20 protein-coding genes are annotated in these 21,640 nt (G+C 74.3%); 10 read left to right on the forward strand and 10 right to left on the reverse strand.

Going from position 1 to position 21,640, the window contains the following annotated elements; all coding sequences use genetic code 11:
• Positions 1 to 47 precede the first annotated feature (47 nt).
• The 7 genes from ACFYP0_RS11895 to ACFYP0_RS11925 form a co-directional block, all read right to left on the reverse strand.
• The gene (locus tag ACFYP0_RS11895; protein ID WP_356981098.1) at positions 48 to 1,220 is read right to left on the reverse strand and encodes an alkaline phosphatase family protein; all 1,173 of its coding nucleotides are present in this window, start codon (positions 1,218 to 1,220) and stop codon (positions 48 to 50) included.
• A complete protein-coding gene (locus ACFYP0_RS11900; protein WP_124853937.1) occupies positions 1,217 to 1,984 on the reverse strand; it encodes a methyltransferase domain-containing protein in 768 nt (255 codons plus the stop codon). Before ACFYP0_RS11900 ends, ACFYP0_RS11895 begins: the two co-directional genes overlap by 4 nt.
• A 75-nt stretch (positions 1,985 to 2,059) precedes the next feature.
• The gene (locus tag ACFYP0_RS11905) at positions 2,060 to 2,236 is read right to left on the reverse strand and encodes a hypothetical protein (protein WP_167493679.1); all 177 of its coding nucleotides are present in this window, start codon (positions 2,234 to 2,236) and stop codon (positions 2,060 to 2,062) included.
• A 93-nt stretch (positions 2,237 to 2,329) separates the two neighbouring features.
• The gene (locus tag ACFYP0_RS11910; RefSeq protein WP_356981100.1) at positions 2,330 to 5,698 is read right to left on the reverse strand and encodes an error-prone DNA polymerase; all 3,369 of its coding nucleotides are present in this window, start codon (positions 5,696 to 5,698) and stop codon (positions 2,330 to 2,332) included.
• Positions 5,699 to 5,923: 225 nt separating this feature from the next.
• On the reverse strand, positions 5,924 to 7,537 hold the full coding sequence (locus ACFYP0_RS11915) for a DNA polymerase Y family protein (protein ID WP_356981095.1): 1,614 nt from the start codon (positions 7,535 to 7,537) through the stop codon (positions 5,924 to 5,926).
• Positions 7,534 to 8,259, reverse strand: coding sequence for a hypothetical protein (locus ACFYP0_RS11920; RefSeq protein WP_112668563.1), 726 nt, complete (start codon positions 8,257 to 8,259; stop codon positions 7,534 to 7,536). Before ACFYP0_RS11920 ends, ACFYP0_RS11915 begins: the two co-directional genes overlap by 4 nt.
• A 102-nt stretch (positions 8,260 to 8,361) precedes the next feature.
• Positions 8,362 to 8,811, reverse strand: coding sequence for an SAV_6107 family HEPN domain-containing protein (locus tag ACFYP0_RS11925; protein WP_007463070.1), 450 nt, complete (start codon positions 8,809 to 8,811; stop codon positions 8,362 to 8,364).
• Positions 8,812 to 9,256: 445 nt separating this feature from the next.
• On the opposite strand from ACFYP0_RS11925, the gene ACFYP0_RS11930 reads away from it, so the two are divergent.
• From ACFYP0_RS11930 to ACFYP0_RS11955, 6 genes are read left to right on the forward strand one after another with little or no spacing between them, the layout of a single operon-like run.
• Positions 9,257 to 9,745, forward strand: a complete 489-nt coding sequence (locus ACFYP0_RS11930) for a YbaK/EbsC family protein (RefSeq protein ID WP_124853938.1) — start codon at positions 9,257 to 9,259, stop codon at positions 9,743 to 9,745.
• On the forward strand, positions 9,742 to 10,521 hold the full coding sequence (locus ACFYP0_RS11935; RefSeq protein ID WP_124853939.1) for a monooxygenase: 780 nt from the start codon (positions 9,742 to 9,744) through the stop codon (positions 10,519 to 10,521). The genes ACFYP0_RS11930 and ACFYP0_RS11935 overlap by 4 nt, the downstream gene beginning before the upstream one ends.
• Positions 10,518 to 11,069 carry a GNAT family N-acetyltransferase gene (locus ACFYP0_RS11940; RefSeq protein ID WP_124853940.1) on the forward strand — a complete coding sequence of 184 codons (552 nt, stop codon included), beginning with the start codon at positions 10,518 to 10,520 and terminating at the stop codon, positions 11,067 to 11,069. Before ACFYP0_RS11935 ends, ACFYP0_RS11940 begins: the two co-directional genes overlap by 4 nt.
• Entirely contained in the window at positions 11,066 to 11,944 is an 879-nt protein-coding gene (locus ACFYP0_RS11945) for a carotenoid biosynthesis protein (protein WP_124853941.1), read from the forward strand. The genes ACFYP0_RS11940 and ACFYP0_RS11945 overlap by 4 nt, the downstream gene beginning before the upstream one ends.
• Positions 11,941 to 13,068: a glycosyltransferase gene (locus ACFYP0_RS11950; RefSeq protein ID WP_124853942.1), complete on the forward strand. Its 1,128-nt coding sequence runs from the start codon at positions 11,941 to 11,943 to the stop codon at positions 13,066 to 13,068. The genes ACFYP0_RS11945 and ACFYP0_RS11950 overlap by 4 nt, the downstream gene beginning before the upstream one ends.
• A 12-nt stretch (positions 13,069 to 13,080) precedes the next feature.
• Entirely contained in the window at positions 13,081 to 14,568 is a 1,488-nt protein-coding gene (locus tag ACFYP0_RS11955; RefSeq protein ID WP_124853943.1) for a phytoene desaturase family protein, read from the forward strand.
• Between the two features lie 81 nt (positions 14,569 to 14,649).
• On the opposite strand, the gene ACFYP0_RS11960 is transcribed toward ACFYP0_RS11955, so the two are convergent.
• Together ACFYP0_RS11960 and metF are read right to left on the reverse strand one after the other, a co-directional pair.
• The gene (locus ACFYP0_RS11960) at positions 14,650 to 15,339 is read right to left on the reverse strand and encodes a CDP-alcohol phosphatidyltransferase family protein (protein ID WP_124853944.1); all 690 of its coding nucleotides are present in this window, start codon (positions 15,337 to 15,339) and stop codon (positions 14,650 to 14,652) included.
• Between the two features lie 44 nt (positions 15,340 to 15,383).
• Positions 15,384 to 16,301 (reverse strand): methylenetetrahydrofolate reductase [NAD(P)H], encoded by a 918-nt coding sequence (gene metF, locus ACFYP0_RS11965; RefSeq protein ID WP_124853945.1) that lies wholly within the window; start codon positions 16,299 to 16,301, stop codon positions 15,384 to 15,386.
• A 248-nt stretch (positions 16,302 to 16,549) separates the two neighbouring features.
• Here metF and ACFYP0_RS11970 point away from each other — a divergent pair, with 248 nt between their 5' ends.
• On the forward strand, positions 16,550 to 16,939 hold the full coding sequence (locus ACFYP0_RS11970; RefSeq protein ID WP_355494208.1) for a helix-turn-helix domain-containing protein: 390 nt from the start codon (positions 16,550 to 16,552) through the stop codon (positions 16,937 to 16,939).
• Between the two features lie 9 nt (positions 16,940 to 16,948).
• A complete protein-coding gene (locus ACFYP0_RS11975) occupies positions 16,949 to 18,031 on the forward strand; it encodes a polyprenyl synthetase family protein (protein WP_356981085.1) in 1,083 nt (360 codons plus the stop codon).
• A gap of 147 nt (positions 18,032 to 18,178) precedes the next feature.
• Here the strand turns inward: ACFYP0_RS11975 and ACFYP0_RS11980 are convergent, their stop codons facing one another.
• Complete coding sequence (locus ACFYP0_RS11980; RefSeq protein WP_091408069.1) at positions 18,179 to 18,568, reverse strand: Rv2175c family DNA-binding protein; 390 nt, start codon at positions 18,566 to 18,568, stop codon at positions 18,179 to 18,181.
• A 188-nt stretch (positions 18,569 to 18,756) separates the two neighbouring features.
• Between ACFYP0_RS11980 and pknB the strand changes: the two genes are divergently transcribed.
• Positions 18,757 to 20,745, forward strand: coding sequence for a Stk1 family PASTA domain-containing Ser/Thr kinase (gene pknB / locus ACFYP0_RS11985; RefSeq protein ID WP_386995627.1), 1,989 nt, complete (start codon positions 18,757 to 18,759; stop codon positions 20,743 to 20,745).
• Entirely contained in the window at positions 20,745 to 21,614 is an 870-nt protein-coding gene (locus ACFYP0_RS11990; RefSeq protein WP_124853454.1) for a deoxyribonuclease IV, read from the forward strand. The genes pknB and ACFYP0_RS11990 overlap by 1 nt, the downstream gene beginning before the upstream one ends.
• The last annotated feature ends 26 nt before the right edge of the window (positions 21,615 to 21,640 follow it).

The following is a 21,640-nucleotide window of genomic DNA, read 5'->3' on the forward strand; positions in this document are numbered from 1 at the left end:
CCGGAGGTACGACACCACCACCGGCCAGCGGGCGAACCGTCCCCGGGTCAGCCCCGGACGACCAGCAGCGGCACGGTCAGCTCCGCGGCGGTGTCCGACCCGTGGTAGGCCACCAACTTCGACGCCATCGGCCGCTCAGTGCGACTGGCCATGACCGCGTACGTGTCGTTGCAGATCACCACCACGTCGCCGATCCGGCCCAGGTGCTCCTCGGGCACCGGCCCGAACCAGCCGGTGGCCACCACCTCGTCGCGGGTGCGTACCCGGGCCGCGGCGCCCAGCACCTCCGACCAGGCGGCCCGCACGTCGTCGACCGCGCCCGGCTCGACGTGCAGGTAGCGCACCCTGGCCTCGCCGGCCACCAGTCGCACGCCGGCGCGCAGTCGCGGATCGATGTCCAGGTCGAAGCGGTGCGCGGCAGGGATGTCGAGCTGCCCGTGGTCGGCGGTCACCAGCAGCGCCGCGTCCGGGGGCAGCCCGTCGACCAGTCGGGCGACCAGGGCGTCCACCTCGGTGGCGGCGACCCGCCAGAGTGCCGAGTCGACGCCGCTGAGGTGGCCGTGCCGGTCCAGGTCGGCGTGGTAGCCGGAGACCAGGGTGGGCCCGGTGCCGGCGGCCAGCGCGGCCAGCATGGCGGTGGCCACCGCGTCCCCGCCGACGGCGCCCCGGAAGTCGCCACCCCGGTTGGCGGCCACTGTCAACCCGGTGCCGCCGAACTCCGGCCGGCTCACCACGGTCGTCGTCACGCCGGCGGCGCGGGCCCGCTCCAACTGGGTGGGCACCGGCTGCCAGCGCAGTGGCGACGGATCCGCGGCCCAGTCGGTGTGGGTGAGCACCCGATCGGTGCCGGGCACCCGCACGGTGAAGCCGAGCACGCCGTGCGCGCCCGGCGCGACGCCGGTGCCCAGTGACACCAGGCTGGTCGGGGTGGTGGACGGGAAACCGGCGATGAGCGGTCGGGCCACCGTCGCGGCGAGCCCGGCGAGGGTCGGCGCGTACGGCGCCGCGGTCGGCAGCTGGTACCACCCGAGCCCGTCGACGAGCAGCACGGCGATCCGGCGTACCCCGGCCAGCGCGGGCCGGAGCCCGAGCGGGTCGGTCGAGCCGGGGACCCCGAGCACGGCCAGCGCGCTGGGGAGCACCTCGGCGAGGCGACCGCCGCCGTGGTCCGGCCCGAGGATCTCCAGCGGCGCCGGCCGGCCACCCGGCTCGGCGGTCATGCCGGCCGGCGGGCGAACAGGTGCAGTTGGGCGGCCAGGTCCCGGTACGGCGGTTGGGCGGCCAGCGCACGTTCCAGCTCGACCACGGCGGCGGACTGCCCGTCGGCGACCGCGGCCGGCAGCAGGTCGGCCAGCACGCGTACCCCGTGGATCTCCTCGACCACCAGCCCGGCGGCACCGAGCAGCGCGGCGGCGCCGGGGGCGTCGTAGCGTCGGCGCAGCGTGTCGCGCGGGCCCGCGGTGCCGGCCGGATCGGCGGCCAGGGTGGTCGCGACGTCCAGGTGCCCGTTCATCGCGCGGCCCAGCACGGCGGCGGCTCGGCCGGCCACCAGCACACTGGCCGCGCCACCCGGGCGCAGCGCGGTGGCCAGCGCGGTCACCACCGGCGTCGGGTCGTCGACCACCTCCAGGACGGCGTGGCAGAGCACCAGGTCGACGCCGGCCGGCTCGACCAGCCCGGCGAGGGCGTCACCGTCGCCCTGCACGGCGGCGATCCGGTCGGCCACCCCGGCCTCGGCGGCGCGGCGGGTGAGCGCGGCGAGCGCGTCGGGGCTGGCGTCGACGACGGTGACCCGATGCCCGGCGCGGGCCAGCGGAACGGCGAAACCGCCGGTGCCGCCTCCCACGTCCAGCACGGTCAGCTCGGCGTCGCCGCGCCGGTCCAGCTCGGCGCGGAGCACCGACCAGATCACGGCGGTGCGGGGTGTCAGCGGCGGCTCGGCGAACCGGCCTCGGGTCTGCTCCACCCGGCCGAGCCTAGTCACTCGGCCCGGTGGTGGCGTGGGCGTGTGGCGGGGGCGCCCACCACACGCCCGATCGGTGCGTGGCGCGGCGGCCGGTCAGGCCTCGGTGCCCTCGGCCTCGTCCTCCGCCCGGGACCGGCGCTCGTTGGCCACCGGACCGTTTGTCACCTCGTACTCGCGGGGGTCGGCGAGGTGCGACGGCACCCAGCCGTTGCCCAGTCGGGTCCGCCGGGCGTTGGCGATTCCACCGGTGTACGCGTGATTTCCCGTCACTGTCGTTCCCCCTCACGGATCACGGGCGGCTCTGCCCGCTCGGGACGAGTCTCCCGCTCGACGGCTCGGGAAACCGTAATGTGGATCACTGGATCAGCGGAAGTCGCGGGAGGCCGGACTCACCGGCGGCTCGATGGCGTCCAGACGGTCTGCGACCAGGTTGGTCACCCCCTCGTGCCGCTGCAACCGCCCCCGGACCACCAGCGCGGCGCTGGTCCGCGCCACCCGCCGGTAGCGCTGCCACAGCCCCGGCGAACAGGTGACGTTGAGCATCCCCGTCTCGTCCTCCAGGTTGAGGAAGGTGACCCCGCCCGCGGTCGCCGGGCGTTGCCGGTGGGTGACGATGCCACCGACCCGGATCCGTTGCCCCGGCTCCACCCGACCGAGCCGGGCGATCGGCACCGCGCCGAGCACGTCGAGCTGACCCCGGATGAACCGGGCGGGGTGGCTCTCCGGTGACAACCCGGTGGCCCACACGTCGGCGACCAGCCGGTCCACCGCCTCCATCCCGGGCAGCGTGGGCGCCGCCGCCCCGGTCACCGTGCCGGGCAGCCGACCCGGCCGGTCCTGGGCCGCCGCACCGGCGGCCCACAGCGCCTGCCGTCGGGTCAGCCCGAAACAGGCGAAGGCGTCCGCGGTGGCCAACGCCTCCAGTTGCGCGGCGGTGAGACCGAGCCGCCGGGCCACATCCGGCATGTCCCGGTACGGCCCACCGGCGACCCGTTCGGCCTCGATCCGTTCGGCCACGTCGGCACCGAGGGTCCGCACACTGGACAGGCCGAGCCGGACGGCGGGGCCGCCCAGCCCCCAGGCGTGCGGCGGCTCCCCCGGCCCGCTGCCCCACCGGGTCTCCGGGGTCGACTCCAGCACCGCCAGCGCCCCGCTGGCGTTGATGTCCGGACGACGGACCTCCACCCCGTGCCGGCGGGCGTCGTCGACCAGGGTCTGCGGCGAGTAGAAGCCCATCGGCTGGGCGTTGAGCAGCGCGGCCAGGAACGGTGCCGGGTGGTAACGCTTGAGCCAGGAGCTGGCGTAGACCAGGTAGGCGAAGCTCATCGCGTGGCTCTCCGGGAAGCCGTAGCTGGCGAACGCGGTGAGCTTGCGGTAGACGTCGTCGGCCAGCTCACCGGTGATGCCCCGCTCGGCCATCCCGGCGTAGAGCCGGTCGGCGATCCGGGTCATCCGTTCGACCGAGCGTTTGGCCCCCATCGCCCGGCGCAACTGGTCGGCCTCGGCCGCGTCGAAGCCGGCCAGGTCGATGGCGAGCTGCATCAGCTGCTCCTGGAACAGCGGCACCCCCAGGGTCTTCTCCAGGGCGTTGCGCATCAGCGGGTGCGCGAAGGTCACCGGCTCCTGGCCGTTCTTGCGGCGGATGAACGGGTGCACCGAACCGCCCTGGATCGGGCCGGGGCGGATCAGCGCCACCTCGACCACGAGGTCGTAGAACTCGCGGGGCTTGAGCCGGGGCAGGGTGGCCATCTGGGCCCGGCTCTCCACCTGGAACACCCCGACCGAGTCGGCCCGGCAGAGCATGTCGTAGACCTCCGGGTCGTCCAGGGTCATGTCGCCCAGGTCGAGCCGGGACCCGATCATGTCGTAGCCGTAGTGCAGGGCGGAGAGCATGCCCAAGCCGAGCAGGTCGAACTTGACCAGACCCACCGCGGCGCAGTCGTCCTTGTCCCATTGCAGGACGCTGCGCCCGGGCATCCGCCCCCACTCCACCGGGCAGACCTCGATCACCGGCCGGTCGCAGATCACCATGCCGCCGGAGTGGATGCCCAGATGCCGCGGGAACGTCTGCAGCTCGTTGGCGTACTCCACCACCTGCTCGGGGATGTTCTCGACATCGACCGTGGCGACCGAGCCCCACCTGTCGATCTGCTTGCTCCAGGCGTCCTGCTGCCCCGGCGAGTAGCCGAAGGCCTTGGCCACGTCCCGTACTGCCGACCGGGGCCGGTAGGAGATGACGTTGGCGACCTGGGCGGCGTGCTCCCGGCCATAACGGGTGTAGACGTGCTGGATCACCTCCTCCCGGCGGTCGGACTCGATGTCCACGTCGATGTCGGGTGGGCCGTCCCGTTCCGGGGCGAGGAACCGCTCGAAGAGCAGTTGGTGCCGAACCGCGTCCACATTGGTGATCCGCAACGCGTAGCAGACCGCCGAGTTGGCCGCCGAACCCCGACCCTGGCAGTAGATGTCCTGGTCGCGGCAGAACGTGACGATGTCGTAGACCACCAGGAAGTAGCCGGGGAAACCCAGCTCCTCGATCATGTTCAGTTCGTGGTCGAGTTGCGCATACGCCGTCGGGTGCGCCTGCGGCGGCCCGTAGCGCTCGTGCGCCCCGTCAGCGGTCAGCTTCCGCAGCCAGCTCATCTCGGTGTGCCCCGGCGGCACCGGGTACGCCGGTAGCTGCGGCGCGACGAGCTGGAGGTCGAAGGCCAACTCGGCGCCGAACTCGGCGGCCCGCGCCACCGCACCCGGGTACGCGGCGAACCGGGCCGCCATCTCCGCGCCGCTGCGCAGGTGGGCGGTGGCCGCCGCGGGCAACCAGCCGTCGATCTCGTCCAGGCTGCGTCGGGCCCGGACCGCGGCGACGGTGGTGGCCAGCCGACGCCGGCCGGGGCTGGCGTAGTGCACGTTGTTGCTGGCCACCGTCGGCAACCCGGCCGCGGCGGCCAGCTCGGCGAGCGCGTCGTTACGGTCGGCGTCGATGGGATGGCCGTGGTCGGTCAGCTCCACGGCCACCGTCTCCGCGCCGAAGAGCGCGGTCAGCCGGTCCAACTCGCGGGCCGCCGCGTCCACCCCCTCGGTGAGCAGCGCCCCCGGCACGTGCCCCTTGCGGCAGCCGGTCAGCACCAGCACATGGTCACGCAGCTCGGCGGCGACCTCCTCCAGGTCCCCGTAGTCCGGGCGGCCCTTCTCCCCGCCACGTAGCTGGGCGCGGGCGATGGTGGTGGCCAGCCGGGCGTACCCCTCGTGGCCGTGCGCGAGCACCAGCAGGTGCGCGCCGTGCGGGTCGGGCTCGCCGTTCTGCGGGCCGGGCAGGCCGAGGGACAGCTCCGCGCCGAAGATGGTCGGCAGGCCCAGCGTACGAGCCGCCTCGGCGAAGCGGACCACCCCGTAGAAGCCGTCGTGGTCGGTGACGGCGAGCGCGGTGAGCCCCAGCCGGGCCGCCTCCTCGGCCAGCTCCTCCGGGTGGCTGGCGCCGTCGAGGAAGCTGAAGTTGGTGTGCGCGTGCAGCTCCGCGTAGGGCACCACGCCGTCGGGGCGGGTCAGCTCCGGTGGCTGGTACTGCTCGCGGCGGCGGCTCCAGGCCGGGGAGTCGCCGCCATCGGCGTCCACGGCGAGCGGATCCACCACGTGCAGGTGCCGCTCGCCCCGGCTCCCCCGCTTGTCTCCGGCCCGCCCGGAGAGCACCCGCTCCAGCTCCGACCAGGGCATCTTCGGGTTGTGGAAGCTCATCCGGCCGCTCCGGCCGCGTTGCTCGGCCCGGTACTGCTCGGCCGAGGGATGCTGGGCGACCGGGTCGACGACGAACACGACGGCGGTCGCCCCGACGGCGGCGAGAGGTGCGATGAGCGTGATGACTCACAGGCATCTTGATGTCTGTGAGTCATCACGCTCATCAGGACATCTGCTCCCCGGCCAGCGCGGAGCCAGCCGACGCCGGGCAGGGATCGACCTGACTTAGTCATAGATCGCTTCTACCAACCACTGCCCCGACTCCACGGCCAGCAGCAGGGCGGCACCGTCGGCCAGGCTGACCTGGAACCGGGCCCGGCGGCGGGCCTCGACCGGCGCCCACCACCGCTCGTCCACCGGCCACGGGCCGGCCCAGCCCACGATCTCCGCCGGCTGGCCGGTGCCGACCACCAGACGAGCAGGTGGGGCGCTCACCGCCAACCGCGCGCTGATCACCACCGGCTCGCCGGCGGCGTCGTGCACAGTCGCCGCGAGCGGACTGGGCAGCACCACCGCCGGCGCGGGCGCCGGCAGCCGGCCCGGCCACGGCGGAGCCCCGCCTGCACCCCGGCCGGTGGCCGGGTCGGCGCCGGCATCGGCCGGCGGGCCAGGACGGGCGGGGACGCGTTCGTCGCCCCACGGCACCAGTCGCACCTGGTCGGCCGGGGAGCGCCCACCACCGAGCACCGCGGTGACCACCGCTTCCGGACCGAGGATGCCCTGCACCCGGCTCAACGCCCGGTGCGCGCGTTCCCGCTCCTCGCCGGTCTCCCCCCAGAGGCCGGCCTGCAGACCGGCCTGGGCGATCACCCCGTCCGGGATCAGTCGCAGCCGGATGATGCCGGCCGTCGGTCGGGCCGGTCGGGCGCCGGCGCGGCCGTTGCTGCCGGAGAGCCACCCGTCGAGCTGCCAGCGCACCCGGTCGGCGATCGCCGCGGCGGTGAGCAGGCCATCGTGCCGCCACACCCGGTGCAGCTCCTGCCCGTGCTCGGTGACCGCCTCGATGCCGAGCCGGGTGCAGGCCAGCCCGTGCCCGGCCAGCCGTTCGTGCAGCCGCTCGGCCAGCGCCCGGGCCACGAACGCCGCCGCGTCGACCCGGTCGATCGGCTCGTCGTGCTCCGCGGTCACCGTCAGGTCGGCCGGCGGCTGCCGGACGGCGAGTGGGCGGTGGTCCCGCCCGGCGGCCAGCCGGTGGGCCAGCGCACCGTCGAACCCGAACCGGGCCAGCACGTCGCCGGCCGGTAGGGCGGCGAAGTCGCCGAGGGTGCGTACCCCCAGCCGGCGCAGCAGGTCGGCCAGCGCCGACCGGCCGAGCGCCTCGACCGGCAACCCGGCCAGGAACTCCGGTGTCCCGCCCGGTGCCACCACCCGGCCAGCGCGAGCGGCCAACCCGGCCGCGAACACCCCGTCGGCGATGCCGACCTGGCTCTCCACCAGGCACGACTGCGCCACGTGCTCGATGATCCGCTCGGCGGCCGCCTCCTCGCCGCCGAGGTAACGGCCCGGCCCCCGGGCGGCCACCGCGCAGGCTCCCGGACGGACCACCTCGACGCCGGCGACCAACTCCTCCACAGCGGCGACCACCGGCTCGAACGCCCGGGCGTCCCGGCCGGGGTCGTACTCCACGACGGTGAGTTGCGGGCAGCGCCCCTGCGCCTCCCGCTTGCGCAGCCCTCGACGCACCCCCTCGGCGCGGGCCCGCTCGGAGCAGGCGACCACCCTGTTGGCGTGCAGCACGGCGACCGGGCCGGTCGCCGGCACCCCGTCGACGATCTCGGCGGCGAGCACCGGCCAGTCTGGGCACCACAGCAGCAGCGTGCGTGCCGGCGCGCCGGTCACCCCCGACCGACCAGGGCGAGTGGCACGGCCGATCGACCCACGGGCGACGGCAGCGTACGAGGGATCACCCGGGTCAGCTCGTCACCCGGGAGCCAGACCTTGATCTCCTTGGGCCGGGCGGCCGCTCCGCGCCCGCGCGCCGAGACGGTGATCTCCCGGCGGCGCAACCGCCCCCGGCCCAGCCCGAGCCCCTCCCACACTCCCCGAACCACCTGCAACGTCACGTCCGCGCCGTCCCACCGGCCGTACGGGACGAGCACACTGCCGCGCTGCCGGGCCCGGGCGGCCAGCCGGGTGGCGACCGAGGCGGAGACCGAGGCCGGCACGGTGGTGACCACGACGTCCACCCCGTCGATCAGCGCGGCGACCACGGTGGCCCACTCGGGGCCCGGGTTCGGCACCAGGGCCAGCCGGTCCAGGGCGATGCCCAGCTCAGCCGCCGCGCCCGCGCCGAACGTCGGCACCCCGACCACGGCGCACCACGAGCCGGCCCGGGACGCCTCGGCGAGCAGGGCCAGCATCAGAGAGGTGCCACCGCTGCGGCGGGGCTGGCCGGCGGCGACCGCGATGGTGCTGCCCCGGCGCAGGCCCCGGTTGGGCAGCAGACCGGTCAGCTCGGGCACCACCGGCAGCACCCGGTGGCCACCGACCGGGTCGGGTGCGCTCGCCGGGCGCACCAGATCGGCCAGCGCGGCGGAACCGACCACCATGCGGCCCGCCATTGGACCAACTCCCCCGTCGTTGCTGTGGATCAGATCAGGACCGGCACGCCGTGCCACCGGCCGCCCGGCTCCCCCCGCGGGGCGGCCGGTGGCACGGCGGGATCAGGCGGCGAGGCCGTCCAGGGCCGGTTGGTGGGCCACGCCGAGCGCGGTTTCCACCACCGTGACGAACTGTTCGGCAGCGCGGAGCAGGTCGTCGGCCTCCCGGGCGCTGACCACCCGGGGGATGCCGGCCTCGGCGGCGGCGCGCTTGCTGGCCCCTGCGGCGAAGAACCGGGACCACTCGTCGAGCTCCGGAGCGACGGCGCAGAGGAGGACCCAGACGCTGGTGATCCGGTTGCGTCGACTCGGCGCGGGTCGGGCCCGGGCGGCGAGCAGGGCCGCCGCCGCGCGCAGGGCGGCCAGGTGGGCAGCCGCGTAGCGCAGACCGTCAGGTCGGGTCTGGCCGGCCTCGACCAGCCCACGGCGGGCCAACGTGAGGAGCTGGGCGGGGGTGCGGTGCGGCAGCACGTGCGCCGGCACCGTCGGTGCCTGAGCCGGGTTGGTCGGCATGGATGTCTCTCCTCCACGTGGCCGAGACGTCACTGCGGCGGCTGATGCCGCCGACGAGACGCCGAGGTCGGGGTGGTGCGGAGGAAGACGCACCGGGTGTGGCCGGCCGGGTGTGGATGCTTCCCCACACCACACCCGGCCGGCGGACCGGCGGGTGCGTCGCCCGCCGCCCGGGGGTCGTGGGCGGCGGGCGACGCTCCTGCCTGTTGGGACCAGGCTCGCGACTGCCCGGAAACCCAGGTGCGGCCCGCGGAGCCGCACCGCCCGGAGGTGGCGCCGCGAAACGCCGCGCTCCGGCTGGTTGGAACGGGCGTTCGAGGCAATCGAACACTCGTTCTAACTGCTGCTGACAGTACACCTCCCCTCCGACGAAAATGCAACGTGTGACGCGCCGAGCGTGCCGGCCGGCTGAACCGGCCATCAGCGGACCGGGAAGAATGGCGGGATGCAGCCACACCCGAACGTACGGGCGGTGCAGAACGCGCTCACCGCCGCCGGCACGCTCGACGGCGCCGGTGAGCCCAGCATGGTCCGTCTGCTGCCCGACGCGGTGCACACCGCCGCGGCGGCCGCCGAGGCGCTCGACGTCGAGGTCGGCCAGATCGCCAACTCACTGATCTTCGACGCGGACGACGCGCCGCTGCTCGTCCTCACCTCCGGCGCGCACCGGGTCGACACCGCCGGCCTGGCGGCATCGATCGGCGTCACCCGACTGCGCCGGGCCACCCCGGAGTTCGTCCGGGCCCACACCGGGCAGCCGATCGGCGGGGTCGCCCCACTCGGGCACCCGCACCCGCTGCGCACCCTGGTGGACACGGCGCTGGCGGCGTACCCGGAGATCTGGGCCGCGGGTGGCGTACCCCAGGCGGTCTTCCCGACCACCTACCCCGAGCTGTTGCGGGTCACCGCCGGCACCCCGGCCGAGGTGGCGTGAGCGAGCGAAGCGAGCGCGCCAGCAGGCCCAGCAGCGACGCCAGCGCGGCTCCGGAGCTGGTCACGCTGCACGTGTGGCGGACCTCCCACGGTGCGCTGCCCCGGGCGCTGACCCGGATGGCGGTGGACCCCCGCCGGTTGCGGGCCCTTCCCGGCGTTCGGTTCGGCAAGCTGCTGGGCACCGGGACCGGCACCGACTTCGGGCCACGGGACGCCGACCTGACCCGGTGGGCGGCGCTGACCGTCTGGGACTCTCCCGCCGCGGCGGCCGGCTTCGACGACTCGCCGGTCGGGCGGGCCTGGGCGCGCATCGCCCACGCCCAGGCGCGAATCGACCTACGCCCGCTGACCAGCCGGGGCGAGTGGTCCGGCCAGCGGCCGTTCGGCGACCCGTCGGGCGGTCGGGTCACCGGCCCGGTGCTGGCGCTGACCCGGGCCCGGCTGCGGGCCCGCCGGGCGGCCACCTTCTGGCGGGCGATCCCGCCGGTGGCCGCCGCCCTGCGCGACGCGCCCGGGCTGCTGGCCCGGTTCGGGGTCGGAGAGGCCCCGTTGGGTTGGCAGGGCACGGTGAGCGTGTGGCGCGACCCGACGGACCTGGTGGCGTTCGCGTACCGTCACCCGGAGCATCGGGCGGCGATCATGCGAACCCCCACCGCGGGCTGGTACGCCGAGGAGCTGTTCGCCCGGTTCGAGGTACGCGGCGTGGTCGGCGACCGGTCGGTGCTCGGATGGGTCGCCGACGGCGGCCCGGAAACGGTGAAGGGTGGACGGGCATGAGGTTGGTGCGCTGGACGCCGGACGATCTCGTCCGGCGGCTGGACGACGTGGTGGCCGTCTACGGCGAGGCGATGGGATACCGCACCGACCTGCTGGAGGCCCGGCGCGGTTACATCGCCACCCACGTCCGCCGCCCGGGTTTCCGGGCGGTCGCCAGCCTGACCAGCGAGGGTCAGCTCGCCGGCTTCGGCTACGGCTACCTGGGCGCCTCCGGTCAGTGGTGGCACGACCAGGTGCACCGCGCGCTGGACGCCCCGACTCGCACGCGCTGGCTCACCCACTGCTTCGAGGTGGTCGAGCTGCACGTCCGGCCACCGGCGCAGGGGCACGGCCTGGGCGCCGGTCAGCTGCGCGCACTGCTCGGCATGGCGGAGGGCGACACCGTGCTGCTGTCCACCCCGGAGGCCGACGAGCAGACCTCGCGGGCCTGGCGGTTGTACCGACGGTTCGGCTTCGTCGACGTGCTGCGCGACTTCCACTTCCCCGGCGACGAGCGACCGTTCGGCGTACTCGGTCGGGACCTGCCGCTCGAGCCACCGGCGTCATGACCCGCCGGATCTCCTGGACGCTGCTCGCCGTCCTGGTGCTCGCCCAGATCTGCTACCCGCTCACCACCGGCGCCACCCGGGCCGGGCTCACGGTGGCCACCGTCGTCCTCGGTTGGCTGCTCTCGGTCGGCCACGCGCTGCTCAGCCGGGGCCCACGGGTGGCAGCGGCGCTGGTCGCTGTGGCCACCGGCGGCGGGTTCGCGATCGAGGCGATCGGGGTGGCCACCGGCGTGCCGTTCGGCAGCTACGACTACTCCGGAGAGCTGGGCCCCAAGCTGGCCGGCGTGCCGCTGATCATTCCGCTGGCCTGGACCTGGATGGCCTGGCCGGCCTGGCTGGCAGCGGTCCGACTGACCGGCGGCAGGGCCGCAACGGCCAACGGCAGCGGGACGACGGCCGGCGGCAGCGGGTCGACGGTGGGTCGATGGGTGGGGCGGATCGCGCTGGCCACCGTGGGGCTGGCCACCTGGGACCTCTTCCTCGACCCGCAGATGGTGGCCGAGGGCTACTGGGTCTGGCGCGACGCCACCCCGGCCCTGCCCGGCCTGGCCGGCATCCCGGTCAGCAACTACCTGGGCTGGCTGCTCTTCGCGGTGCTGATGATGAGCGCGCTGCGCCCGCTGGCCGGGCCGGCCGCCGAGCACACCGATCGGCGGGACCACCCGATGGTCGCGCTCTACCTGTGGACCTACTTCTCCAGCATCCTGGCCCACGCCGTCTTCCTCGACCTGCCCGCCTCCGCGCTCTGGGGGGCCGCCGGCATGTCGGTGACCGCCGTACCCCTGACGGTGACCCTCCTGCGTGCCCGCCGGGGCGGTGACCCCGGTCGGGAGGCCCACCAGCTCCACCGCCCCGGCGTCGACGCGACCCGATGACCGTCCTGCTCGCCCTGCTCATCGCCGTCGCCGCGTTGACCGGGCACACCTGGCTCAACGCCACCCGGTGGCTGCGCCGACCCACCGACCGGCCAAAGGACGTCGACGAGCCGGTCACCGTGCTGCTGCCGCTGCGCGACGAGGCCACCCGGGTCACGCCCTGCCTGCGCGCCCTGCTGGCCCAGCGCGGCGTACCCGGGCTGCGCGTCGTGGTCCTCGACGACGGGTCCACCGACGGCACCGCCGACGTGGTCCGCGCGGTGACCGGCGACGACCCCCGGGTCACGCTGCTCACCGGGGTCGCCCCACCGCCGGGCTGGCTGGGCAAGCCGCACGCCTGCTGGCAGCTGGCCAGCCGGGCCGACCCGGACGCCACAGCGCTGGTCTTCGTCGACGCCGACGTGGTGCTCGCCCCGCACGCCGTGGCCGCTGCCGTCACCGAGTTGCGCGCCGCCCGGGCGACGCTGCTGTCGCCGTACCCCCGGATCGTGGTGGCGACGGCCGGCGACCGGTTGGTGCAGCCGCTGTTGCAATGGCTCTGGCTGACCTTCCTGCCGCTGCGCGCGATGGAGCGCTCGTCGCGGCCGTCGCTGGCCGCGGCGGGCGGGCAGTTCCTGGTGGTGGACCGGGCCGGCTACACCGCCGCCGGCGGGCACGCCGCGGTCGCCGACAAGATCCTGGAGGACGTCGAGCTGGCCCGGGCGGTCAAGCGGGCCGGTGGGCGGATCGCCCTGGCCGACGGCTCCCGGCTGGCCACCTGCCGGATGTACGACAACTGGCCGCAACTGCGCGACGGGTACTCGAAGTCGCTCTGGTCGTCGTTCGGGCACCCGGGCGCGGCGGCAGCAGTGGTGGCGGCGCTGCTGCTGCTCTACACCGCACCACCGCTGATCGCGCTGACGAGTGCGGCGGCTGGCGCACCGAGGGTGGCCGCGGTGGGCCTGGCCGCGTACGTACTCGGGGTGGCCGGACGGGTGGTCACCGCCCGCGCGACCGGTGGCCGGTGGTGGCCCGACGCGCTCGCACACCCCGTGTCGGTCGTGGTCCTCGGTTGGTTGACCCTGCGGTCGTACCATCTGCGAAAGCGACGCCGCCTGACCTGGCGGGGTCGCCCGGTCAGCTAGGGAGGACGCGGCATGGCGCGGATCGTGGTCGTCGGCGCCGGGGTGGGTGGCCTCGCCACCGCCGCCCGGCTGGCCGCTACCGGGCACCAGGTGACCGTCTTCGAGCGGGCCGACACGGTCGGCGGCAAGCTCGGCCGGTACGCGCACGACACCCCGGCCGGGTCGTTCCACTTCGACACCGGGCCGAGCCTGCTCACCCTGCCCGAGGTCTTCCACGACCTGTTCGAGGCGACCGGGGCGAAGCTCGACGAATATCTGGACCTGGTCCCGCTGGACCCGATCGTCCGGCACGTCTTTCCCGACGGTGGCCCGACCCTGGACTCGTGCGCCGACCCGGTGGAGTTCACCGCCCGGATCGGGGCCGCGTTCGGTGACCGGGCGGCAGCCGACTGGCAGCGGCTGTGGCGCCGGGCGGCGCGGGTGTGGCAGGCCTCCTCACGGGACATCCTGCGTCGTACCGTCGACTCTCCCCGCGACCTCGCGTCGCTGGCCTGGCGTGTCGGCGACCTGGCCGCCATCGCCCCGGGCCGCAGTCTGCGCGGCCTGGGCCGCCGGCACCTGTCCGACCCGCGGCTGCGGATGCTGCTGGACCGGTACGCCACCTACACCGGCGCCGACCCACGTCGGGCGCCGGCGGCGCTGGTCGCGGTCCCCTACGCCGAGCTGGCCTTCGGCGGCTGGTACCTGCGCGGCGGGCTGGGCACGCTCGCCGACTCGCTGCTGACCCGCTGCCTGGACCTCGGCGTGGTCGTACAGACCGACGCCACGGTCACCCGGATCGACGCCACCGGCGGCCGGGTGCACGGGGTACGCCTCGCCGGCGTCACCACCCCGGTGCCCGCCGACGTGGTGGTGGCCAACGTGGACGCGCTCACCGTCTACCGTGACCTGCTGCCGCACCCGCGTCGGCTGGCCGGGCTGACCGACCGCAGCCTCGCCGGCTTCGTGCTGCTGCTCGGCGTCTCCGGCAGCACCGGGCTGGCCCACCACAACGTCTTCTTCCCGGACGACTACGACGCCGAGTTCGACGCGGTCTTCGGTGACCCCGGGCGCGGCGTTCGGGCCCGACCGGCGGCCGACCCGGCCGTGTTCGTCACCGTGGCCGACGACCCGATGGTCCGCCCAGCCGGACACGAGGCGTGGTTCGTGCTGGTCAACGCCGCCCGGCAGGGCACCGCGGCGGGCGCTGTCGACTGGCGACGCCCGGGGCTGGCCGACGCGTACGCCGACCGGATCCTGGACGTGCTGGCGCGGCGCGGCGTGGACGTGCGCGACCGGCTGCTGTTCCGCGAGGTCCGCACCCCGGCCGACCTGGACGTGGCGACCGGCGCGCCAGGTGGCTCGATCTACGGCACCGCCGGTGGGTTGCTCCGCCCGGCGAACCGGGGCCCGGCGAACGGGCTGTGGCTGGTGGGTGGCTCCACCCACCCGGGCGGCGGGTTGCCGATGGTGACCCTTTCCGCGCAGATCGTCGCCGACGAGATCGGCCCCGCCTGGTAGACCCGGCCTGCTCTACCGGTGTCTGTCTCGGCAGGCGCCTTTCAGTCGGCGCCTGTTTCGGTCGGCGTCCGGCTGGCCCGCTCAGTCCGCGTCGAGCAGGGCGCGGCGGATGCTGGAGAGCAGTTGCCCCAGGCCGAAACCGGCCAGCAGCACCCAGACCGCCGTCGCCATGGTGATGGTACCGGCGGCCAGGTCCGGCTCGATCAGCCCGGCCAGCCCGGCGACCAGCAAGCCGGCCAGCGCCACCGAGACCCGGGTGGGGCGTTCGCCCACGGTCACCGCGCCGATCTCCCGCATGCCGGCGGCGACCGCCCGCGCCCGGACGTACTCGTGCAACCAGGACAGCGCGCCGCCCGCGACGACCAGCCCACCCGGCGCGCCCACCAGCCAGAACGCCAGCAGCCACGCCACCTCACCGAGCCGGTCGGCGACCGAGTCGTAGACGTAGCCGAGCCGGGTGGTGCGGCCGGTGGCGACCGCCACCGCACCGTCCACGCTGTCCGCCACGGCGGCGAGCAGCACGAACAGCGCGCCGAGGAACGGCCCGTCCCCCGGCCGGCCCACCAGCAGCGGTACGCAGAAGCAGAGCAGCACCCCGGCCACGGTGACCGCGGTGGGGCTGACCCGCAGCCGGCCCAGCACGTATCCGACGTGGTAGGCGAATCGCAGCCAGGCGCGCACCACCGGCGCCGCGACCCGCGGGTCGAACCCGCCGTGCAACCGCGCCCACGCCGTGGCGTACTGATCCCAGTTCAGCTGTGTGCTCACCACGGATCAACCGTCGTGCCGGGCAACAGGTGTCGCAGACGCAGCGTTCACACGCGGGCGCCGGCCTTCAGGTTCTGCCAGACTTCGCGGGTCGCGGTGGACCGGTTGAGGGTGATGAAGTGGATTCCCGGCACGCCCTCGTCCAGCAGCCGGCGGCACATCTCGCTGGCCTGCTCGATGCCGAGCCGGCGGACGGCGTCCGGGTTGTCGGCGACGCGCTCGAAGCGGGCCGCCAACGCCGGTGGAAACGGCGCACCGGACAGCTGCACGGACCGCTCGATGGTGCTGAACTGGGTCACCGGCATCACGCCGGCCAGGATCGGGGTGTCACAGCCGGCGGCGGCCACCCGGTCACGTAGCCGCAGGTAGTCGTCGGCGTCGAAGAACATCTGGGTGACCGCGAACTCCGCGCCGGCCCGACACTTGCGGACGAACTGAGCGGTGTCGCTGGCCACGTCGGGCGAGCGGGGGTGCTTGTACGGGAAGGCCGCCACGCCGACGCTGAAGTCACCGGCGTCGCGCACCAGCCGGACCAGGTCCTCGGCGTAGTCCACGCCCTCGGGGTGGCGGATCCACTCGCCGCCCGGGTTGCCCGGGGGATCACCACGAACGGCCAGCACGTTGCGCACCCCCACCCCGGCGAGCCGGCCGACCACGTGCCGCAGCTCGGCCACGGAGTGGTTGACCGCGGTGAGGTGGGCCATCGGCAGCAGGGTGGTTTCCGTGGCGATCCGCTCGGTCACCGCCACGGTGGTGTCCCGGGTCGAGCCGCCGGCGCCGTACGTGATCGACACGAACGACGGGCGCAGCGACTCCAACTCGCGGATGGCCTGCCAGAGCAGTTGCTCCCCCGCCTCGGTCTTGGGCGGGAAGAACTCGAACGAGAAGGTCGGCTGGTGCTCACGGATGAGCTCCCCGATCGCCGGCTGCGGATTGGGGAGTGTCGAGGGAAGACCGAGCGCCACGACCCGACTCTAGCGGTCGATGGCACCAGGACCCAGGCCCTTCCCACCCCCGACGGCCGGGCCGGCCCCCCGCGTCCCGATCCGACGGGCGGAAAGGCGTCGTACCTCCGAGGTAGGAAAGGGCGGTGCGGGAGGGGCGGCGGGGGTGGCCCGGGTCCCGCGCGGGGGTCAGCAACCAAGCAGTGACGTCGGTCCCGTCCGGTCGGGCGGGTGGGTCGTCACCGCACCGACGCCCGCCAGGAGGACAGATGATCCCGCCCGCACCGCCGCGCCCCGCGCAGCTCGGGCCGCTGCTGGCCCGATGCCGACTCGACCGGGGCTTGAGCCAGCAGCGAGCCGCCGCCGAGTTGTGTGCCGCCGCCGGGGTGCCGACGCTCAGTCGGCACGAGGTTTCCCGGTGGGAACGACAGCGTCGCGTGCCGGGCGGGTTCTGGCTCGGCTGGCTCGCCGTCGTCCTGGACGTGCCGCTGGTGGTGCTCGCCGAGGCCGCCGCGGCCACCCGTCGGGCCGGCTCGACGCGGGCCACCGGGCCGGGCCGTGCCGCGGCGGCCGGCGCGCGACCGGCCGGGCGGACGGGCCCCGGCCGCACCGACGGGACTACGCGTGGCGGTGGAGCACGAGCACGGACGACCGGCTAGCGTCGGGGCGTGACCCACGCTGCTCCCGTGTCCCCCGTCGACCGCGCCGGCCTGCGGCAGCGGGTCGACAAGGCTCTCACCGAGTTCCTGGCCGGCCAACGGGTCCGGCTCGCCGCCGTGGACGACGCGCTGAGTCCGGTGGCCGAGACGATCGAGACGTTCGTGCTCGGCGGCGGCAAGCGGCTGCGTCCCGCATTCGCGTACTGGGGGTTCCGGGGAGCCGGCGGGCTGGACGGCGACCAGGTGCTGACCGCCCTGGCCGCACTGGAGTTCGTCCAGGCCAGCGCCCTGATCCACGACGACCTGATGGACCGTTCCGACACCCGTCGCGGTGAGCCCGCGGTACACCGACGGTTCGCCACCCGGCACCGGGAGGCCGGCTGGGGCGGCGACCCGGACGGTTTCGGCGACGCCGCGGCCATCCTGCTCGGTGACCTGTGCCTGGTCTGGTCCGACGAGCTGCTGCACTCCGCCGGCCTGGACCTGTGGTCGTTGGCCCGGGCCCGGCCGGTCTTCGACGAGATGCGCACCGAGGTCACCGTCGGGCAGTACCTCGACGTGCTGACGCAGGTCACCGGGGACACCTCGGTGGAACGGGCCAGCAAGGTCGCCCGGTACAAGTCCGCGAAGTACACGGTCGAGCGTCCGATGCTGCTCGGCGCCGCGCTGGCCGACGCGCCGGAGGACGTACGGACGGCCTACTCGGCGTACGGGCTGCCGCTGGGCGAGGCGTTCCAGCTCCGCGACGACGTGCTGGGGGTCTTCGGCGACCCGGCGCTGACCGGCAAACCGGCCGGGGACGATCTACGCGAGGGCAAGCGCACCTACCTGGTGGCGGCGGCCGTGGAGGCTACCGACGACGCGGGCCGCGAACTGCTGCTCGGCCGGCTCGGCGACCCGGAGCTGGACGAGCACGGGGTGGCCCGGCTCCGCGAGGTGATCTCGGGGAGCGGGGCGCTGGCCCGTACCGAACAGCGGATCGCCACACTCACCGACGCCGCCCTGGCTGCCCTGACCGCCGTCGACCTCGACACCGAAGCCCGCCAAGCCCTGGTAGACCTGGCCGTAGCCGCAACCCGCCGATCCGACTAACCCCCACCCTGCCCCGTCCCCCACCCCCACCCACCCCCGCCCCCACCCCCAGGGTTGATCATGAGGTTAGCGACCTTCGCCTCGGCGTGTCGCGCCGCTACCCTCATGATCAACGCGGGGGGAGGGTGGGGGGGGGAAGCAGGGGGGTTAGAAGCCTTGGGCTTGGGCTCGGCGTTTTACCTCGCGGGCCTGGTCGCCGGAGAGGGCGGCGGCCGGGGTGGCGCCGGGGAGGGTGTCGTCCGGCTCGTAGAGCCAGCGCAAGACGGCCTCGTCGTCATAGCCGTTGTCGGCGAGCAGATTGAGCACGCCGGGCAGGTGCTTGAGCACGGTCTGGTTGGCAACCAGGTCTGCTGGGATCCGGCGGACGCCGTCGCGGCGGACCGCCAACAGCTCCCGGTCACGGATCATCTGGTGCACCTTGCTGATCGACACGTCGAGGCGTTCGGCGACGTCGGGCAGGGTCAACCAGTCGGCCGGGTCGGTGGGGCCGGCGAGCTCCAGGCCGGGCGCGGCCTGGTCGGGTACGGGTTCGGTCACCCGACCACCCTGCCACGCCGTCGCCGCGACCAGCCACCGGCACCCCGGGCGGCCCATCTGCGCCTTCTTCCCTGATCGCCGCTGACCAGCGAATAAGGGGCCGGGAGCGCGGCGGGACGGACCGGTTCGGCGTACGGCTGTAGCATCCTGTTCATCCTTCACCCCCTGGACACATAGACTGCCTGCCGATGGACACTCAGGTCGCCGACACGTTGCTGGGCTCGCTGATCGACGGGCGCTACCGCATTCGCGGTCGCGTGGCCCGTGGTGGCATGGCGACCGTGTACACCGCCACCGACGAACGCCTTGAGCGCACCGTCGCTGTCAAGATCATTCACCCGACCCAGGCGAGCGAGGCACGGGCCCGGGTCGCCAACTTCGTGGCCCGGTTCACCGACGAGGCGAAGACCATCGCCCGGCTGACCCACCCGAACGTGGTGGCGGTCTACGACCAGGGCACGCACGCCGGCCTGCCGTACCTGGTGATGGAGTACGTCCGTGGCCGCACGCTGCGTGACGTGCTGGCCGAGCGACGCCGGCTCAACCCGGACGAGGCGCTGGCCATCGCCGAGCAGATGCTCGCGGCGATCGCCGCCGCGCACCGGGCCGGTCTCGTGCACCGCGACGTCAAACCGGAGAACGTGCTGGTCGCGGAGGCGCCGACCGGTGGCGTCGCCAACCTGGTCGACAGCGTCGTGAAGGTGGCCGACTTCGGGCTGGCCCGGGCGGTCGAGGCGAGCGCCGACGAGGAGCAGGGCAACCAGCTGATGGCCACCGTGGCGTACGTCGCCCCGGAGCTGGTCACCGAGGGCCGCGCCGATCCGCGCACCGACGTCTACTCGGCCGGCATCGTGCTGTTCGAGATGCTCACCGGCCGGGTGCCGTACGACGGGGCTCGCCCGGTGGACGTCGCCTGGCAGCACGTCGACCGGGACGTGCCGGCGCCCTCGACGCTGGTGCCGGGCCTGCCGTCGGTCCTCGACGACCTGGTGCAGCGGGCCACCCGCCGTGATCCGGAAGCGCGGCCCGCAGACGCCGGCGCGTTGTTGGCCGAGGTGCAGGTGGCCCGGGATCGTCTGGGCGACGCCAACAGCCACACCGCCGTACTCCGCCCGATCAGTGACGAACCGTCGCTCTCCCAGCCGACAATGATGGTCGCGACGGTCCAGCCGCCCAACCGCCCGTCGTGGGCACGACTGCCCGAGGGCGCCAGCAGCCAGGGGCCGGGGCGGCGTCGGGCCGCCCCGGAGCCGACGGAGGGCCTGGGCGCCCGGCTCGCCGCGCTGAGCAGCACGGCGCTGAGCAACCCCCGTGGCCGGCTGGCCGTCGCGGCCGTTGTCGTGACGCTGGGCCTGGTGGCCGCGCTCGGGGGTTGGTGGTTCGGCGTCGGCCGCTACACGGACGCTCCGCAACTGGTGAGTTTGAGCAAGGCCGAGGCGCAGGCGCAGGCCGACCGCACCGGGCTTCTCGTCAAGTACGCTGAGCCGCGCTTCGACGAGAAGGCCCCGAAGGACAGCGTGCTGGAGCAGAGCCCGGCGTCCGCCGCCAAGATCATCAAGGGTGGCACGATCACCCTGACCCTCTCCCTCGGCCCGGAGCGTTTCCCCGTACCGGACGTGATCGGCAAGGAGTTCGAGCTCGCCGAGGCGGACCTGGTCAACGCGAAGCTGGTGGTGGCCAAGGGCACCCCCCGTTACGACGACAGCCTGCCGGCCGGGGTCGTGGTGGACAGCTCCCCCAAGGTGGGCGCCGAGGTCAAACCAGGTGCGAAGGTCACCCTCATCCTGAGCCGGGGCAGGGCGCCGGTGACGGTGCCGAACCTGGTCGGCAAGAGCCTGACCGACGCCCGGACGGCCCTCGCCCAGCTCAACCTGGTGCTGAAGGAGACCTACAAGGACTCCGACAAGCCGAGGGACCAGATCCTCGGCCAGAGCCCGGCCGATGGCGCCGGCGTGGAGAAGGGCACCGAGGTCAAGCTGGACGTCAGCAAGGGGCCACCGCTGGTCGCCATGCCGCGGGTGATCGACCTGCCGTGCCAGCAGGCCAAGCAGGCGTTGGAGGGTCAGGGCTTCCCGGTGACGATGGCGATCAACCCGAACGCCGTGGTCCGGATCCAGCTCCCGGGCGAAAATTCGCAGGTGGCACCCGGCACCCCGGTCACACTGACGTGCTTCTGATGCCGACGATCTCCACGCGGCCGGTGGGCACGCACACTCCGACCTCGGGTGGGCTGGCGAAGGCTGCCCTGCCGTACGCCGACGCGACCGGTGCGCAGGTGGTGCAGGTCTACGTCTCCAACTCGCGAGGCTGGGCTCTGCCCAACGGCGACCCGGTGCAGGACGCCCTGTTCCGCGACGGTTGCGCCGAGCGGGGCATTCCCGCGTTCATCCACGCCGCGCTGCTGGTCAACCTCGGCTCGCCCACCCCGGCCACGGTCGAGAAGTCGGGCGAGACGCTGGCGCACGCGCTGCGGCGGGGCGTGGCGATCGGCGCGCGCGGGGTGGTGTTCCACGCGGGCAGTTCGGTGGACGAGGGGCACGCCGAGGCGGCGATGCGACAGGTCCGCGAGGTGCTGCTGCCGCTGCTCGACTGGGCTGCCGACGCTGGTGGGCCGATGTTGCTGGTCGAGCCGAGCGCCGGCGGTGGACGGTCACTTGCCTCCCGGGTGGAGCAGCTCGGGCCCTACCTGGACGCGGTGGACGGGCACCCCATGCTCGGGGTCTGCTTCGACACCTGCCACGCCTGGGCGGCCGGCCACGACCTGGCGGCCGAGGGCGGCATGACGGCGACCCTGGACACCCTGGTGGCCACTGTCGGCGCGGACCGGCTGCGGCTGGTCCACGCCAACGACTCGAAGGATCTGTGCGGCTCCACCCGGGATCGGCACGAGAACATCGGCAAGGGCAGCATCGGCGAGCCCGCCTTCGCCGAGCTGATGACGCACCCGGCGACCGCCGGCGTCCCGTTCGTGGTGGAAACGCCCAGCGAGAAGCAGTTGGGCCACGCCGCCGACATCGCCACCCTCACCCGCCTGTCCCACCCCTGACCCCAACCTTGTCGATCAAGAGGTTC

The organism is Micromonospora arida, from assembly GCF_042873195.1.
GTDB lineage: Bacteria > Actinomycetota > Actinomycetes > Mycobacteriales > Micromonosporaceae > Micromonospora > Micromonospora arida.

What these genes read in the sequence shown, in the direction of transcription:
- ACFYP0_RS11895 (WP_356981098.1), bottom strand. Translation starts at nt 1,220, where the DNA reads ATGACCGCCGAGCCGGGTGGCCGGCCGGCGCCGCTGGAGATCCTCGGG.
- ACFYP0_RS11910 (WP_356981100.1), bottom strand. Translation starts at nt 5,698, where the DNA reads ATGAGCTTCCACAACCCGAAGATGCCCTGGTCGGAGCTGGAGCGGGTG.
- ACFYP0_RS11920 (WP_112668563.1), bottom strand. Translation starts at nt 8,259, where the DNA reads ATGGCGGGCCGCATGGTGGTCGGTTCCGCCGCGCTGGCCGATCTGGTG.
- ACFYP0_RS11925 (WP_007463070.1), bottom strand. Translation starts at nt 8,811, where the DNA reads ATGCCGACCAACCCGGCTCAGGCACCGACGGTGCCGGCGCACGTGCTG.
- ACFYP0_RS11930 (WP_124853938.1), top strand. Translation starts at nt 9,257, where the DNA reads ATGCAGCCACACCCGAACGTACGGGCGGTGCAGAACGCGCTCACCGCC.
- ACFYP0_RS11940 (WP_124853940.1), top strand. Translation starts at nt 10,518, where the DNA reads ATGAGGTTGGTGCGCTGGACGCCGGACGATCTCGTCCGGCGGCTGGAC.
- ACFYP0_RS11945 (WP_124853941.1), top strand. Translation starts at nt 11,066, where the DNA reads ATGACCCGCCGGATCTCCTGGACGCTGCTCGCCGTCCTGGTGCTCGCC.
- ACFYP0_RS11950 (WP_124853942.1), top strand. Translation starts at nt 11,941, where the DNA reads ATGACCGTCCTGCTCGCCCTGCTCATCGCCGTCGCCGCGTTGACCGGG.
- ACFYP0_RS11955 (WP_124853943.1), top strand. Translation starts at nt 13,081, where the DNA reads ATGGCGCGGATCGTGGTCGTCGGCGCCGGGGTGGGTGGCCTCGCCACC.
- ACFYP0_RS11970 (WP_355494208.1), top strand. Translation starts at nt 16,550, where the DNA reads ATGATCCCGCCCGCACCGCCGCGCCCCGCGCAGCTCGGGCCGCTGCTG.
- pknB (WP_386995627.1), top strand. Translation starts at nt 18,757, where the DNA reads ATGGACACTCAGGTCGCCGACACGTTGCTGGGCTCGCTGATCGACGGG.
- ACFYP0_RS11990 (WP_124853454.1), top strand. Translation starts at nt 20,745, where the DNA reads ATGCCGACGATCTCCACGCGGCCGGTGGGCACGCACACTCCGACCTCG.